This window comes from Chryseobacterium sp. CP-77, assembly GCF_036362765.1.
GTDB lineage: Bacteria > Bacteroidota > Bacteroidia > Flavobacteriales > Weeksellaceae > Chryseobacterium > Chryseobacterium cupriresistens.
In genome coordinates, this window is sequence record NZ_CP143637.1 from 4,218,120 (window position 1) to 4,234,857 (window position 16,738).

Annotated in this window: 6 protein-coding genes, 2 tRNA genes and 3 rRNA genes; 7 read left to right on the top strand and 4 right to left on the bottom strand. The window is 39.3% G+C overall.

Annotation, left to right across the window (positions count from 1 at the left end; all coding sequences use genetic code 11):
- Positions 1-347 precede the first annotated feature (347 nt).
- From V0410_RS18865 to rrf, 5 genes are all read left to right on the top strand, one after another.
- Positions 348-1,864 (top strand): 16S ribosomal RNA (locus V0410_RS18865).
- A 219-nt stretch (positions 1,865-2,083) separates the two neighbouring features.
- Positions 2,084-2,157, top strand: a tRNA-Ile gene (locus tag V0410_RS18870).
- A gap of 81 nt (positions 2,158-2,238) precedes the next feature.
- Positions 2,239-2,312, top strand: a tRNA-Ala gene (locus tag V0410_RS18875).
- A gap of 153 nt (positions 2,313-2,465) precedes the next feature.
- Positions 2,466-5,220: ribosomal RNA gene (locus tag V0410_RS18880) — 23S ribosomal RNA — on the top strand.
- Positions 5,221-5,356: 136 nt separating this feature from the next.
- A 5S ribosomal RNA gene (rrf, locus tag V0410_RS18885) occupies positions 5,357-5,464 on the top strand.
- Together the 16S, 23S and 5S rRNA genes with 2 tRNA genes alongside form the textbook arrangement of a ribosomal RNA operon.
- Positions 5,465-5,950: 486 nt before the next feature.
- Here the strand turns inward: rrf and V0410_RS18890 are convergent.
- The 3 genes from V0410_RS18890 to V0410_RS18900 form a co-directional block, all read right to left on the bottom strand.
- On the bottom strand, positions 5,951-6,946 hold the full coding sequence (locus V0410_RS18890; protein WP_330744043.1) for an IS110 family transposase: 996 nt from the start codon (positions 6,944-6,946) through the stop codon (positions 5,951-5,953).
- Positions 6,947-8,083: 1,137 nt separating this feature from the next.
- Positions 8,084-9,739, bottom strand: a complete 1,656-nt coding sequence (locus tag V0410_RS18895; protein ID WP_330745230.1) for a SusD/RagB family nutrient-binding outer membrane lipoprotein — start codon at positions 9,737-9,739, stop codon at positions 8,084-8,086.
- Positions 9,740-9,767: 28 nt separating this feature from the next.
- On the bottom strand, positions 9,768-12,908 hold the full coding sequence (locus V0410_RS18900) for a SusC/RagA family TonB-linked outer membrane protein (protein WP_330745231.1): 3,141 nt from the start codon (positions 12,906-12,908) through the stop codon (positions 9,768-9,770).
- Between the two features lie 528 nt (positions 12,909-13,436).
- Here V0410_RS18900 and V0410_RS18905 point away from each other — a divergent pair.
- Entirely contained in the window at positions 13,437-13,634 is a 198-nt protein-coding gene (locus tag V0410_RS18905; protein ID WP_202843765.1) for a hypothetical protein, read from the top strand.
- Positions 13,635-13,696: 62 nt separating this feature from the next.
- Here V0410_RS18905 and V0410_RS18910 read toward each other — a convergent pair whose 3' ends face one another.
- On the bottom strand, positions 13,697-15,325 hold the full coding sequence (locus V0410_RS18910; RefSeq protein WP_110011812.1) for an acyl-CoA carboxylase subunit beta: 1,629 nt from the start codon (positions 15,323-15,325) through the stop codon (positions 13,697-13,699).
- 528 nt (positions 15,326-15,853) lie between these two features.
- Between V0410_RS18910 and V0410_RS18915 the strand changes: the two genes are divergently transcribed.
- Positions 15,854-16,732, top strand: a complete 879-nt coding sequence (locus tag V0410_RS18915; protein WP_110011811.1) for a DMT family transporter — start codon at positions 15,854-15,856, stop codon at positions 16,730-16,732.
- Positions 16,733-16,738: the final 6 nt, after the last annotated feature.

Sequence of the window (16,738 nt, forward strand, 5' to 3'; positions counted from 1 at the left end):
ACTTCAAAAAAGAAACAAGCGAAAAAAACTTCAAAACTTTTTGTAAAAAAAGTTGCCAGTTAAAAAAGAGTTTGTATCTTTGCAGTCCCAATTAGAGGGAGCGCAGGAGTATAGAGATTGAGGTTTTGAGAAGGGTTAAGGTTACTTAAAAAACTTTAAAATTTTCTTCAAAAACATTTGGTCATTAAAAAATAAAGTTTTACTTTTGCACTCGCAAATACGGAGCGACACTGACAGAGAGATTGCTTCGGAAAAAGCGGAAGATATAAAGATCATTGACATACAATATAACAACCAAGTAAGGAAAAACTAAAGCGTTAAAAACTTTGAGTGAGTCAGACAAACATACAATGGAGAGTTTGATCCTGGCTCAGGATGAACGCTAGCGGGAGGCCTAACACATGCAAGCCGAGCGGTAGAGATCTTTCGGGATCTTGAGAGCGGCGTACGGGTGCGGAACACGTGTGCAACCTGCCTTTATCTGGGGGATAGCCTTTCGAAAGGAAGATTAATACCCCATAATATACTGGATGGCATCATTCGGTATTGAAAACTCCGGTGGATAGAGATGGGCACGCGCAAGATTAGATAGTTGGTGAGGTAACGGCTCACCAAGTCTACGATCTTTAGGGGGCCTGAGAGGGTGATCCCCCACACTGGTACTGAGACACGGACCAGACTCCTACGGGAGGCAGCAGTGAGGAATATTGGACAATGGGTGAGAGCCTGATCCAGCCATCCCGCGTGAAGGACGACGGCCCTATGGGTTGTAAACTTCTTTTGTATAGGGATAAACCTACCCTCGTGAGGGTAGCTGAAGGTACTATACGAATAAGCACCGGCTAACTCCGTGCCAGCAGCCGCGGTAATACGGAGGGTGCAAGCGTTATCCGGATTTATTGGGTTTAAAGGGTCCGTAGGCGGATCTGTAAGTCAGTGGTGAAATCTCACAGCTTAACTGTGAAACTGCCATTGATACTGCAGGTCTTGAGTGTTGTTGAAGTAGCTGGAATAAGTAGTGTAGCGGTGAAATGCATAGATATTACTTAGAACACCAATTGCGAAGGCAGGTTACTAAGCAACAACTGACGCTGATGGACGAAAGCGTGGGGAGCGAACAGGATTAGATACCCTGGTAGTCCACGCCGTAAACGATGCTAACTCGTTTTTGGAGCGCAAGCTTCAGAGACTAAGCGAAAGTGATAAGTTAGCCACCTGGGGAGTACGAACGCAAGTTTGAAACTCAAAGGAATTGACGGGGGCCCGCACAAGCGGTGGATTATGTGGTTTAATTCGATGATACGCGAGGAACCTTACCAAGGCTTAAATGGGAAATGACAGGTTTAGAAATAGACTTTTCTTCGGACATTTTTCAAGGTGCTGCATGGTTGTCGTCAGCTCGTGCCGTGAGGTGTTAGGTTAAGTCCTGCAACGAGCGCAACCCCTGTCACTAGTTGCCATCATTAAGTTGGGGACTCTAGTGAGACTGCCTACGCAAGTAGAGAGGAAGGTGGGGATGACGTCAAATCATCACGGCCCTTACGCCTTGGGCCACACACGTAATACAATGGCCGGTACAGAGGGCAGCTACACTGCGAAGTGATGCAAATCTCGAAAGCCGGTCTCAGTTCGGATTGGAGTCTGCAACTCGACTCTATGAAGCTGGAATCGCTAGTAATCGCGCATCAGCCATGGCGCGGTGAATACGTTCCCGGGCCTTGTACACACCGCCCGTCAAGCCATGGAAGTCTGGGGTACCTGAAGTCGGTGACCGTAACAGGAGCTGCCTAGGGTAAAACAGGTAACTAGGGCTAAGTCGTAACAAGGTAGCCGTACCGGAAGGTGCGGCTGGAACATCTCATTTTAGAGCGTCTTTTGACGTTAAACAAAATCAGTACGCAAGTACATTATACTTACTTAAAGTATAGCTTTAGTTTTTTTGTTTGGTTGATATATAAAAATACAAAACCCACTAGAAATTAGTAAAGGGATTGAGAGAGGCAAAGAAGATAAAAGCAGAGAGAGAAAGACGAAGAAATTAGTCTATTATCAATCAGTCTATCATCTTTTACGTCTAAAAGACAGTCTCGTAGCTCAGCTGGTTAGAGCGCTACACTGATAATGTAGAGGTCGGCAGTTCGAGCCTGCCCGAGACTACTAATTAAAGCGGTAAGCATTAAGCTGGAAGCAGTAGGCAATACGCCTAAAGCTTATAGCGTAAAGCCTGCAGCACCTAGAGGGGAATTAGCTCAGCTGGCTAGAGCGCCTGCCTTGCACGCAGGAGGTCAAGGGTTCGACTCCCTTATTCTCCACAGTTTTGGAAGACTGATTTAAAAGTTACGAATGGAGCCAAAAACAACATTTGTTCATCAGTTGGAAAAGAAGAAATTAAGATCATTGACATTAACGGTAAAGACATCACAAAGAGAAAACCGAGCGTATAAAGCGCTTGAGTAACCAATAGGAAAGAAATCGTTAAGGGCGTATGGCGGATGCCTAGGCTTTCAGAGGCGACGAAGGACGTGGTAAGCTGCGAAAAGCTGCGGGGATTGGCACACACGAATTGATCCGCAGATATCCGAATGGGGCAACCCGGCATATTGAAGATATGTCACCTCGTAAGAGGAGCAAACCCGGAGAACTGAAACATCTAAGTACCCGGAGGAAAAGAAATCGAAGAGATTCCGTAAGTAGTGGCGAGCGAAAGCGGATTAGCCCAAAAGTCTTTTTATGTTTAGAGGAATGTTCTGGAAAGAACAATCGTAGAAGGTGATAATCCTGTACTCGAAAGGCATAATAAGATGATAAATGAGTAGGGCGGGACACGTGAAATCCTGTCTGAATATGGGGGGACCATCCTCCAAGGCTAAATACTCCTGAAAGACCGATAGTGAACAAGTACTGTGAAGGAAAGGTGAAAAGCACTTCGAATAGAAGGGTGAAATAGAACCTGAAACCGTACGCCTACAAGCGGTCGGAGCAGCGTAATGCTGTGACGGCGTGCCTTTTGCATAATGAGCCTACGAGTTAATTTTACTAGCGAGGTTAAGGTATTAAGTACCGGAGCCGGAGCGAAAGCGAGTCTGAATAGGGCGTATAGTTAGTAGGATTAGACGCGAAACCTTGTGATCTACCCATGGGCAGGTTGAAGCTCTGGTAACACAGAGTGGAGGACCGAACCGGTTGACGTTGAAAAGTCTTCGGATGACCTGTGGGTAGGGGTGAAAGGCCAATCAAACTGGGAGATAGCTCGTACTCTCCGAAATGCATTTAGGTGCAGCGTCGTATATAAGTTTATTAGAGGTAGAGCTACTGATTGGATGCGGGGGTTTCATCGCCTACCAATTCCTGACAAACTCCGAATGCTAATAAATGTTCTGCGGCAGTGAGGGCATGGGTGCTAAGGTCCATGTCCGAGAGGGAAAGAACCCAGACCAACAGCTAAGGTCCCCAAATATATGTTAAGTTGAAGCAACGCGGTTGGACTGCATTGACAGCTAGGATGTTGGCTTGGAAGCAGCCATTCATTTAAAGAGTGCGTAACAGCTCACTAGTCGAGCGGTCCGGCATGGATAATAATCGGGCATAAACATATTACCGAAGCTATGGATTTATATTTTAGATATATCTGGTAGGAGAGCATTCTATTTGCGCCGAAGCAGTACTGTGAGGTATTGTGGAGCGGATAGAAAAGAAAATGTAGGCATAAGTAACGATAAAGCAGGCGAGAAACCTGCTCACCGAAAGACCAAGGCTTCCTCAGCCATGCTAATCAGCTGAGGGTTAGTCGGGACCTAACGCGAACCCGAAAGGGGTAGTGGATGGACAATGGGTTAATATTCCCATACTTGCTCACAATAAAAGGGGACGGTTGGATGTAGCTGCTGGAGACTGACGGAATAGTCAAGGCCTAGCCTTCGGGCGAAGCTGCTGTAGTGTAATCTGATCCAAGAAAAGCCGAAGTGAAGCAACCCGTACCAAAACCGACACAGGTGGTCGAGGAGAGAATCCTAAGGTGCTCGAGTGAGTCGTGGCTAAGGAACTAGGCAAAATAGTCTCGTAACTTCGGAAGAAGAGACGCCATCAGCAATGGTGGCCGCAGTGAAGAGGCCCAGGCGACTGTTTATCAAAAACACAGGACTCTGCTAAATCGAAAGATGCTGTATAGGGTCTGACACCTGCCCGGTGCTGGAAGGTTAAGGAAGGTGCTTAGCGTAAGCGAAGGCATTAACTGAAGCCCCAGTAAACGGCGGCCGTAACTATAACGGTCCTAAGGTAGCGAAATTCCTTGTCGGGTAAGTTCCGACCTGCACGAATGGTGTAACGATCTGGGCACTGTCTCAGCCACGAGCTCGGTGAAATTGTAGTATCGGTGAAGATGCCGATTACCCGCAATGGGACGAAAAGACCCTGTGAACCTTTACTATAACTTCGTATTGACTTTGAGTAAGTAATGTGTAGGATAGGTGGGAGGCTTTGAAGCAGGCACGCTAGTGTTTGTGGAGCCGACGTTGAAATACCACCCTTTACTTACTTGGAGCCTAACTTCTTTCAGAAGGACATTGCGTGGTGGGTAGTTTGACTGGGGTGGTCGCCTCCAAAAGAGTAACGGAGGCTTTCAAAGGTACCCTCAGCACGCTTGGTAACCGTGCGTAGAGTGTAATGGCATAAGGGTGCTTGACTGTGAGACCAACAAGTCGATCAGGTGCGAAAGCAGGACATAGTGATCCGGTGGTTCCGTATGGAAGGGCCATCGCTCATAGGATAAAAGGTACTCCGGGGATAACAGGCTAGTCTCCCCCAAGAGCTCACATCGACGGGGAGGTTCGGCACCTCGATGTCGGCTCGTCACATCCTGGGGCTGGAGAAGGTCCCAAGGGTTGGGCTGTTCGCCCATTAAAGTGGCACGCGAGCTGGGTTCAGAACGTCGTGAGACAGTTCGGTCTCTATCTATTGCGGGCGTTAGATGTTTGAGAGGGCTTGATTCTAGTACGAGAGGACCGAATTGAACAAACCTCTGGTGTATCAGTTGTACCGCCAGGTGCACCGCTGAGTAGCTACGTTTGGAAGAGATAAGCACTGAAAGCATATAAGTGCGAAACTCGCCTCAAGATGAGACATCTTTTAAGGGTCGTTGTAGATGACGACGTTGATAGGCTATAGGTGTAAAGACAGTAATGTCATAGCCAAGTAGTACTAATTACCCGTAGATTTATAGCCTTTGGTTGCTATATCATATAATAAATGACAAGTTCTTTATGCGCAGCGAAGGTTTTGTCTTTGTGAAAGTTTTTATCGCTTAAAACGCAATAAGCTTAAGGCTTCAAGCCTGATGCTTAAAGCTATATACCTTCTTTAGGGTGGTTTTAGCGGTGGGGCTCACCTGTTCCCATTCCGAACACAGAAGTTAAGCCCACCAGCGCCGATGGTACTGCTAACGCGGGAGAGTAGGCCGCCGCCAGTTTTTATTTTATTTTTAAAAAATCCTTTATCATAACGATAAAGGATTTTTTTTGTTTTATACCCAGCTCAATGTATGAGTAATGAGTAATACATCGATTATTCATCATTCATCACTTATCATTCATCATCTATCATCCATCATTGATCACTTATCAATGATAACGGACAGTACACCCTCCAATGGTCACTCCGGTAGGAGTCTCAACAAAGTATCATCAAATAATTTACAGTATTAAATCGTCTGGATTAAAGGAATCATAAAGACTCTAATAAAGGAGGCTGGATTCCTGCGGAATGACACAGTGGAAAGAAGCGGTGTAAATGAAAAAGAGAGACGCCATTGGAAGCACTAGATCAATTGGAAGGAATGTTTAAGACACTGTTGAAAGATCATTATCCGGTTCAGCATAAAATTATTCATTCTTATGGCTGATATCTTGTTTGATTTCACTACTATCGTTTATTCCACCCATTGTCACTCCGATTTCTATGACAAAAACAAAGAATTATTATAGTTTTTTTCATAAAGTTTCCCTGTTCTGATTATTGCAAAAATTCTATGAATAATTTTGTTTCTCACAGCGTTTAAAACTGCCATTTTGTTTTTACCATCACTTATTTTTCTGTGATAATATATTTTTAAATCATTTTCTAGTCTCACAGCTCTCATTGCAGCCATATGAAGTACTGTTTTCAATGATTTATCCGCATAATAAGAAAGCTTAGGTTTACATTTTATTGATGTTCCAGATTGATAGCCAAAGGGGACCACACCTGCATAACAAGCTAATTTTCTGGGGTTATTAATCTTTGTCAACCCTTCTGTTTTAGCAATAATCATCCAGCTTAATACTTTTCCTACTCCTGGAATACTTTGTATACATTGCTTCTTGGAGTATAAATCTGAGTCATTATCAATGAGTTGTTCTATTTCATTTTCTAAAAAATCTATATGCTTTTCTAAAACTTCAATCTCCTTTTTATTCATTTTTAAAAATTTAGAATCATATCCTATACTTTCAAGTTGTGAATAAAGATGTCTTTGCTTTAATAAAGAAGCTCTTAGCTTTATCTTAGAATTTCGCTCAGAAAACAGCACTTTAATTTTCTTTATGTTATCAGAGCATGGTTTCCATTCTATAAGCTCTTTTTCATGTTTCTCTGTGAACTCACAGATCCTTTTAGCATCAATTTTATCATTTTTACCCCTTATTAAGCCTATACTTTTCTTTAAGTGTAAGGGGTTAAGTACAAAAACTTTAAAATTAAAATACTCCAGAACCTGATATAATTCCCAATTATATCTTCCTGTATTTTCCATGGAAACTATAATCTCAGATTTCGGCTCTTGAAAAATTTTGAAGAATACTTTGATTGCCTTAGCTTCATTGGCAATAACATTAAAAGAATAAGAACCACACTTTTTAATACAGATATCCAGTGTCTTGGCACTAATGTCAATACCTATTACAATTTTTTCCATACTTTTGGTTTAAGTTATAAATGTAAGAGCAATTCATCTGATTCTTAACACCTTGATAATGGGCTTTAAATCCCGAATTTCTATTTAAGTCTTTTGATGAAAAAGCATTTAGTTCTTTATCGGAGTATGAATCATATTCTAAGGAATCTATAGTGTAACTAAATGCTTGCTCTTTTCTAAATGTAATCATTTATTTCATAGAACTAATCTAAAGGTAGGAGTCTCAACAAAGTATCATCAAATAATTTACAGTATTAAATCGTCTGAATTAAAGGAATCATAGAGACTCTAATAAAGGAGGCTGAATTCCTGCGGAATGACACAGTGGGAAGAAGCGGAGCAAATGAATAAGAGAGACGCCATTGGAACCACTAGATCAATTGGGAAGGGATATTTAAGACACTGTTGAAAGATCATTACCCCGGTTCAGCATAAAATTATTCATTCTTACAGCTGATATGATATCTTCTTTGCTTTCACTACTATCGTTTATCCCATCCATTGTCACTGCGCAGGAGTCTCAACAAAGTATTATCAGATAACCAGTATTACTTTTGCTTTTTAACCTTTAAATCATAAAGACTCTAATAAAGGAGGCTGGATTCCTGCGGAATGACACGGTGGAAGAAGCGGAGCAAATGAAAGAGAAAGACCATTGGAACCAATAAATTATTCCATTGGAAAAGATAACCACGTAACCCGTATCCCGAATTCGTCACATCATTTATAACGCATCATTGATCGTTCGTTCACTATCATAGCCCCGATAAGAATGGTTACCCCGCAGCTTGGGTTGGAATGAATGTGGTGGAGCGTGGGAGTGCATGGGCGCGAGGAGTATGAATGGATAGCGGGAAACAGCTCCTGATATCATCTTTCATTTATTGTGTTCATATTTATAATTCAAATTATCATCCTCTAAGGATCCAAGAGCCTGTAATAATGAAGATTGTAAAGTCAGACACTCAGACCCTAAGGATGACATAAATTGTAAGATCCTATTATTAATATATAAAGCTTTTAATTAATTGAATTATTGTAAGGATCTTACGCTGTACTTTTTACATTACAAAATAGAAAAGCATTCATTTTGTGAAAAAGTTATTGCTGATTATAGTAGCTTACATATTGGTGCAATTATTTCTTATCCCACCAAATTCGGCCTTGTATATCACTTTCACTGGTCCCAAATTCAGGATCCTGTTTCATTTGGTCCAGTGCTTCCTTTTGATTTTGATAATTCAGATTATCTTTTGAAGGGGTGGGAAGAACAATTCTTCTTGGCATTATTAACATAACTCCGGATTCACTGAATGGATTTTCCAGCTTAAGCGCAGTCGATACATTAGGCAATCCTGTTCTTTTCATCAATGCCCATACTTCATTAGGTTGCTTGAAATAGTTTAAATATTCCTGAATGATAATCTGTTCCAGGGCCAATGATGGATCAAATTTGATTTGAGGCTGTTTTAGATAAGCTAAAATATCGGTATCATAGGCTGTTTTATAATCATCTACCAATGCTTCTTTGGCAATATAATTATAGGTTTGAATAGACGCTGTGATTCCTTGTTCATAAAGATCTTTTACATTACCAGGAATAAGATTTCTTGCAGCTAGTTCTGCTTTCAACAGAGAATAATCAGCATAGGTAAGAATTGGGAATATAGCATTTCCTGTCCCAATGATACCTTTTGAAATATTTTCCGGCCTCCATATTCTATATTGCAATCTTGAAATGGTATCATAATTCACTCCATTTAATAATCTTTTTGCTGAAGTATAATAACGGCTCATATCCGCTGAAACCATGTTAGGGCTGACAAAACCACCAACATAGCGCTGGCTTTCCGTAGTTTTTTCCATTTTACCGGCTGCTGCCAGCTTATCTATATTTTCCTGGGAATAATCATTTTGCTGGAAAAATATCGATATTCTGGGATCTTTGCTTTCATTCATAAAGTCAACCATAGGTTTTGCAGCAGACATTCCTACAGGATTGAAATTACCATGCTCCGTTAGCCTTTTAGTCCGTAACATGAAGCTCTCTGCTGTACTGCTAATCTCATCCCTTGATAAAACCTGTGAAGCAATGGCAGTCAGTTTGGCAGGATTTCTTTTCATGAGTCTTGACGCAATTTTTAATCTGAGTGAATTAGCTACCCGTTTCCATTTGCTTATATCACCCTTAAAGAATAAGTCTTTATCTCCAGGATTTACCTGTACAGATTGATCAGCACTTTGAATTGCAGTATATACATCGTTTAACTGCTTGTCAAAAACATCATACAATTGTTCCTGTGTTTCATATTTAGGTGTTTGTGTTCCCCCGTAGCGGGCCTGAAATGCTTCTGTATAAGCTATACTTCCATTCACATCTGTTACATACCATGCGTAATAAACTTTTAAAATCGTTGCAATACTTTTAATGTTCACGTATTTTTTTTGATCTTCAGCCGGCATGTGATCAATTTTGTAAATGATGTCTGTAAGCAAGGCACCATGATCTCCATAAAAGATATCTTTCCTTTGGTTCATATTGGAGCCGTCATCCATAAACTGGGATGAATTGCCTGTGCTGGGAACCAATGTCTGAGTCCAGGGCATTATTCTGCGGTAGTAATCATAATAATATTCAAAGCTGCCATCAAATCCTTTCATCATTGCCAAAGGCAGAAGTTCTTCAGGTGTAGCTTTTATCTGATCTACCGGATTTGTATTAATTTCTGCAAAATCGCTGGTGCATGATGTAAAAAGGGAAATTGACAGAGCCAGTATAAGTATTTTTTTCATTTTTGTTAATTTTTAGAATAATAAATAGCTAGAATGAGAAATCCAGGTTAAATCCTATATACCTTGACATAGGAGCTCCTCCATATTCCGCAAAGCTGCCTGCACTGTTGGAATATTTTCCTTCAGGATTTATCCCATCCGGTAATTTATTGTAGATATAGAATAAGTTTCTACCGATGAGGGAGAGGTTGAGAGTATTGACTCCAAGAGATTTGATCATTTCCGGTTTAAAGGAATAGGTCAGGCGTGCTTCACGTAAGGAGACCCATGTATTTTCAAATACAGCCTGCTCCCGGATACCATTTCCCCATGAGGCTAATCTGTTGTAGTAGGAAGATGTTTTTACGGGATTGATCCATCCCTTTTCATAAGCTTCCTGATAAGTCATACCGCTTACATCTCTGGTAACCCCTTGTTTATCCTTTATGATAGAATTCTGGCCAAATACTCCATCGGGAATTACCCCGTATTGAGTGTTGCCCTGAGAATCTATATATTTGATACCACCTCTTTCTTCATCCCTGTATTTTAATGTGGATGAAAGGTTACCAAACTGAACACCATAATTGTATGTGGCAGAAAGAATATCACCTCCTACTCTTGCATCAATCAGTAGACTTAAAGATAAATTTTTATACCTGAAAGTGTTTCTGAAGCTGGCTAAAAAATCGGGAGTTAACTTTCCTACTGTAGTATATCCCTGGTTTTGGTAAGAATCTGATCTCAGATAGGAGCCATCAGCTTTCAGAACTTTCATTCCGTTTCTGGGATCATCAATTTTATTACCATTTGCGTCCAATGCCTGATATCTTGCATAGGCATATTTGGTTTGTATCAAACCGTATTGCTGGCCGGGTATTGCTATACTTTTTACGTCAGTGCCCATGGCCCAGTTCAGGACATATTCCGTAACTCCTGGATAGAGCTCAATAAGTTTATCCCTGTTTTGGGAGAATGTAACTGTGGTATTCCATTTGAAGTTAGGTAGTTTTACCGGAATTGCGTTGACAACTATTTCTATGCCTTGGTTTTGCAGATTTCCGGCATTAATCTGCTGTTGGCTGAGTCCTGATTCTTGTGGTAAAGGAAGTGTTAACAGCTGATTGGTAGTATTGGTTCTATAAAAAGAGACATCAAAATCCAGCCGGTTATTGAAAAAAGCCATATTTAATCCAAATTCTATGGATCTGCTCAATTCATTTTTTAAATTTAAATTGGCAAGAGAATTACTATTGAAACCTACTAACGGAATGCGAACGCCATCAGGGGAATTGTAAGCAGAAGGGTCGTGTCTGTAATAGAGACCTGAGCTTGTGTTGAATGGCGAAGTGTCTCTTCCCACCCATGCCAGACTTCCTCTCAAACTTCCGGAATTGATCCATTTTGGAAGTTTAAAAGAATTAGAAAATATCCAGTTTCCAACAAATGAAGGATAGAAATAGCTTATACTTCCATGTCCATCAGGATAGGCCAACGTGGAAGACCAGTCGTTGCGGCCTGTAATGTCAATGAATAGCTGATCTTTCCAAGCGAAATTAGCAAAAGCATACAACCCCTGAATTCTTTTCGGGGACTGATTCCCATCGGTATAATAGGCTTCGCTTCCTGCCGGATCTATTGAGTTCTGGATCTGAAAAACGCCAGGAGAATTAAGTCCTCCATTAGTCCATTGCCTTGTGGCTTTATATTTGGATCTGAAATCTTCTCCACCAAAAGAGGCGTTAAGGGTAAGATTTTCTGTTAATTTAAAGTTGGCATTCAGTAGAAATTTCGTTGTATACTGCTCCTTTCTCCCTTCCAAAATGCTATACCCACCGCCATTGAATCCGGGGTTTTCTCCAAGTATTTTAGATTCATTCAGAAAATCATAATTATTGAAGTTGCCTGATATCATCAAGTTTAACCAGTCTGTTAACTGGGATTTGAGCTCAAGTCTGCCTATATAATTGTTTTCTTTCTGGGTTCTTGTGTTCTGGAAAATGTTAAAATAGGTAGACGTCATACCATAAGGATCCGCACTGTCTTGTTTTCTTCCGCCATTTACAGGATCCAGATAATTGTTTTTCCAATAAACAGCATCAAAACTTCTTGGAGTGCCATATATAAAACTGAAGAGGGGACTTTCATTTCCTCCCTGAGGTACGGGGTTCTGCCCGAAAGACCGGTTATAATTGAAACTTGCATCTACCTGCAAATATTTACTAAACTGATGGGTTGCACGGATAAAGTAGGCGTTTTTGATAAATTTGTTGCGGGGAAGAATACCCTCAGCTTCCTGATTGGTATAACTCAATAAGATAGTAGATTTATCATTTCCTCCGGAGAGTTCAAATGAGTTTTTACGATCAAATCCTACCTGATAAATATCTTTATAATTATCGGGCTGAGGGTTCCACAGGATTGTTCTGCCATCAATATCCTGTACTGGTTTTCCGTCAAATTTTGGTCCATAGCTGTAAAAAAAATAGTTGGGATCTATAAAACGGTCTCCGTTAGCATCTGTTGAAAAACTGGGTCCAATACCGGCACCAAATTCATTCTGAAACCTGGGACTGCTATAGACATGCTGTGTAGTAAGAGAAGAGTTTATCCTGACACCCAATCCATTCGTACCCTTTCCTTTCTTAGTAGTAATGACAATAACCCCATTAGCAGCCCGTGAACCATAAAGAGCAGATGCTGCAGCACCTCTTAATATGGAAACGGATTCAAAAACATCTGAGTTAAGGTTTTTCATTTCATTACCGAAATCATAACCGGAACCCCAGGAATCTGCACCGGTTACTCCATTGTCAATAATTACTCCATCAACGACTACCAGCGGCTGGTTATTGTTTCCTAATGATGTGTTTCCACGGATTTGGATCCTGGCACTGGACTGCGGACCTCCGGATCCTGCTGTTATTTCCACACCAGGAAGTTTTCCCTGAAGAGCCTCCATGGGGTTAACGACACCAGCCTGGGTAATGTCTTTGGTCTCAACTTTGGTAATAGCATAACCTAGTTTTCTCTGATCTCTTTTTATCCCAAGTGCAGTAACAACCACTTCATCAATTTGTTTATTCTTTATAGAATCCTTCTTTGAATTTTGACCACTTAGGTGGTTTGTACCCAATAGAAAACAAAAAACACCAACAGCCAAGGGAAGTCTTGTACTTAATTGTTTCATTTTGTTCATCATTTGCTTATTACTGCAATATTAAAAAAAAATATGGCACGAATATTATAAATTTAAATATAACGTATTGGTTATCAATATTTAGTGGTTTGGGTTTTTATTGTTTAATGTTAATTTTAATGTATAATATTCTGTAATGAACAATATTGAAAATATAAAAAATGATCATATATTACTTATCTGTGAATTTTATTTTTTTTACTTTTTTTATATGATATAAGCTTTTTGCCTGTTAATAAGGGGGGGATAAAGCACTTTTATTGTCAATTTCTAGAATGGATATGAAAAATCCCTTACCAATGTGATAAGGGATGTTTTTCCTTTAAATCCAACCAAGCATAAGCAATGTAATTTCGTAGGAGCCCAAGCAATCAATTTATTTTAAATTGTATCATTAATTATATTTTTAGATTAAAAATTTTCACTTAAATTTCACTGTGTATAGAAAAAATAGTATTTTAGAGGAAGCGGAATCCGAAAAGCTATAATAGAGTAGGAATTATCAAAAGCTAAATAACTATGAAAAATCTAGTAAAGATTTCAAGAGAGAGTTTAAAATCACTTAAAGGAAGCGGAGGGCCTGGATGTCCGGATGATCCGGCGTTTGGAATGTGTTATCCTCCGGGATGGCCAAATGGAATCTGTTTAAGCAAATATCAATGCTGTATGAAACTTGGTGGGCCTGAAGAATTTTGTAAAGAGGAATACGGCAACTAATTATATCATATAATAAAAAAAATAACCCCGGCTATTCAAATTAAAATAGCCGGGGTTATTTATCAGACCTGTATTACTCCAAGATTGAACTTCTCCGTGATAGGAGAATGGTTTGCTGCTTCAATTCCCATAGAAATCCATTTTCTGGTATCGGCAGGATTGATGATAGCATCTGTCCATAACCTTGCTGCTGCATAGGTAGATTCAGTTTGTTTCTGATATTTCTTTGAGATAGTATCCAGAATTTCGTTATGCTCTTCTTCAGAGATATTTTTTCCTTGTTTCTTTAAAGTAGATTCCTGAATCTGAGCCAGTACTTTTGCTGCCTGTGCACCACCCATTACCGCTAAATCTGCCCAAGGCCATGCAACAATTAATCTGGGATCATAAGCTTTTCCACACATCGCATAATTTCCTGCTCCATAAGAATTTCCTGTTATAATAGTGAATTTAGGAACTACGGAATTGGAAACCGCATTTACCATTTTAGCACCATCTTTAATAATTCCGCCATGTTCTGATTTTGAACCCACCATGAATCCGGTGACATCCTGTAAGAAAATTAAAGGAATTTTTCTTTGATTACAGTTGGCAATAAATCGGGTTGCTTTATCTGCAGAATCAGAGTAGATCACTCCTCCGAACTGCATTTCTCCTTTACCGCTTTTAACCAGCTTTCTCTGATTGGCTACAATCCCTACGGACCATCCGTCAACTCTTGCTGTTGCACAGATAATACTTTTACCATAGTCTGGTTTGTATTCTTCATATTCGGAGTTATCCACAATACATTTGATAATTTCGTAGGTATCGTATTGTTCAGCTCTTGAGACCGGCATAATTCCGAAAATATTCTCAGGATTTTCTTTTGGCGGGAAACTTTCTATTCTGTCAAAGCCCGCTTTTTCAGTAGTTCCGACAGATTTCATGATGTTTTTGATTCTGTTCAGAGCATCTTTATCATCTTTAGCTTTATAATCCGTTACTCCTGAAATAGAGCAGTGAGTGGTTGCTCCACCCAATGTTTCATTATCAATGCTTTCTCCGATAGCTGCTTTTACCAGATAACTTCCTGCAAGGAAAATAGAGCCTGTTTTATCCACAATCATGGCTTCATCACTCATGATGGGTAAGTAAGCTCCTCCAGCTACACAACTCCCCATAACGGCAGAGATCTGGATGATTCCCATAGAACTCATTTTAGCATTATTTCTGAAAATTCGTCCAAAATGTTCCTTGTCCGGGAAGATTTCATCCTGCATAGGAAGATAAACACCTGCAGAATCTACTAAATAAATGATGGGAAGCTTGTTTTCCATAGCAATTTCCTGTGCTCTCAGGTTTTTCTTTCCTGTGATAGGAAACCACGCGCCGGCTTTTACAGATGCATCGTTAGCGACAATAATACATTGTCTTCCGGAAACGTAGCCAATAACAACTACAACACCTCCGCTAGGGCATCCTCCATGCTCCTGATACATTTCATATCCTGCAAATGCTCCAATTTCTATGGAATCTGAATCTTTATCGAGAAGATAATCTATTCTTTCTCTTGCTGTCATTTTTCCTTCATCACGAAGCTTTTGAAGCCTTTTCTCACCACCTCCTTTTTTAATCTCAGTGAGTAAGCGATTTATTTCAGATAATTTTAATCTGTTCTGATCCTCTCGTTTATTGAATTCGATGTCCATAAAATTTTCAATTTTTTACGCTTAAAGATACTATTTTTATGAGGAATATAAATTGGAAGTAAAACAGATGTTTAATTATTTGGTTTCTAGTAAATTGTGAAATTTTTAACTAAAAAATATTTTTAAATAATTTATATTTTTTCTAACTTTACACTAGAGTAACAGAGGTGATATTCTCTGCAAAATACTCTAAGTTCCTAGTTTATTTTTTTAATAGTTTATTATTTGAAGGCCCTGAAAGTTTAACAAATTTTCAGGGTTTTTTTATATCTATATGCGTTTGTCAGTAATACTTTCTATATGATATTTAAGAGACCGTTTTGGTCAGATGTTGTTTTGATTCAATCCTGACTTAATATCATATTGGTTTTGATTTTACTAAATTATTAGAAAACGTTCTGAATTAAGAGTAAAAACTATTAAAAACTTTATTTATCATCTTTTTATTAATATAAATTTATGTTTTTTTGTAAGATTTATAAAAGCGTATTTGTAAATTTGCACGTTAAAATCAAAAGGGGATAGGTTATGCATAAATTGGCGCTTTTCAGGTTACATTTAATAGTTTTTTTATGGGGATTCACCGCAATTTTAGGAAAACTGATTCAGGCCAATGCTCAGATTCTTGTGTTTTACAGAATGTTGTTTGCCTCAATCTTTTTGTATGTATTTATCAGATTCTTTAAAAAGGAAAGCATTAAGGTGTCCAGGAAAATATTCTTTCAGCTGGCTGCTATAGGCTTTGCAATGGCACTTCACTGGTATTGTTTCTTTTATTCTATTAAAGTTTCCAATGTTTCAATTGCCTTAAGCTGCCTTTCCTTATCGACACTTTTTGCCTCGATTCTGGAACCCATTATTTTCAAAAGGAAAATTGACATATCCGAAGTGGTGATGGGAACTGTTATTGTGGCCTGTATATTATTGATCTTTAAAACAGAATTTCATTTTAAAGAAGGTATTATTTATGGAATTCTGTGTGCCATATTCGGGACTGTTTTTTCGGTTTTTAATGGTAAGATGTTTGGGAAAACAAGTTCGGGAAACATTATTTTTTATGAAATCTTCTGTGGTTGGTTCATTTTAATGATATTTTATCTGCTTTCGGGGCAAATTTTTCAGATGAATGAAATAAACTATAGGGATCTGGCGTTAATATGCTTGTTAGCCAGTGTTTTTACTGCTTTTCCCATGCTGGAATCTGTGAATTTAATGAAATATATATCACCTTTTACTTTAATTTTAACAGTTAATTTAGAACCTGTTTACGGAATTATACTAGCTTTTTTTATCTTTGGGGAATCAGAACATATGAGCCCTATATTTTATGTCGCTTCAGGTGTTATGATACTGGCAATCATTGCAAACGGATTAATAAAAGCCAGAAAAACTAAAAACTTAAACTAAGCATCA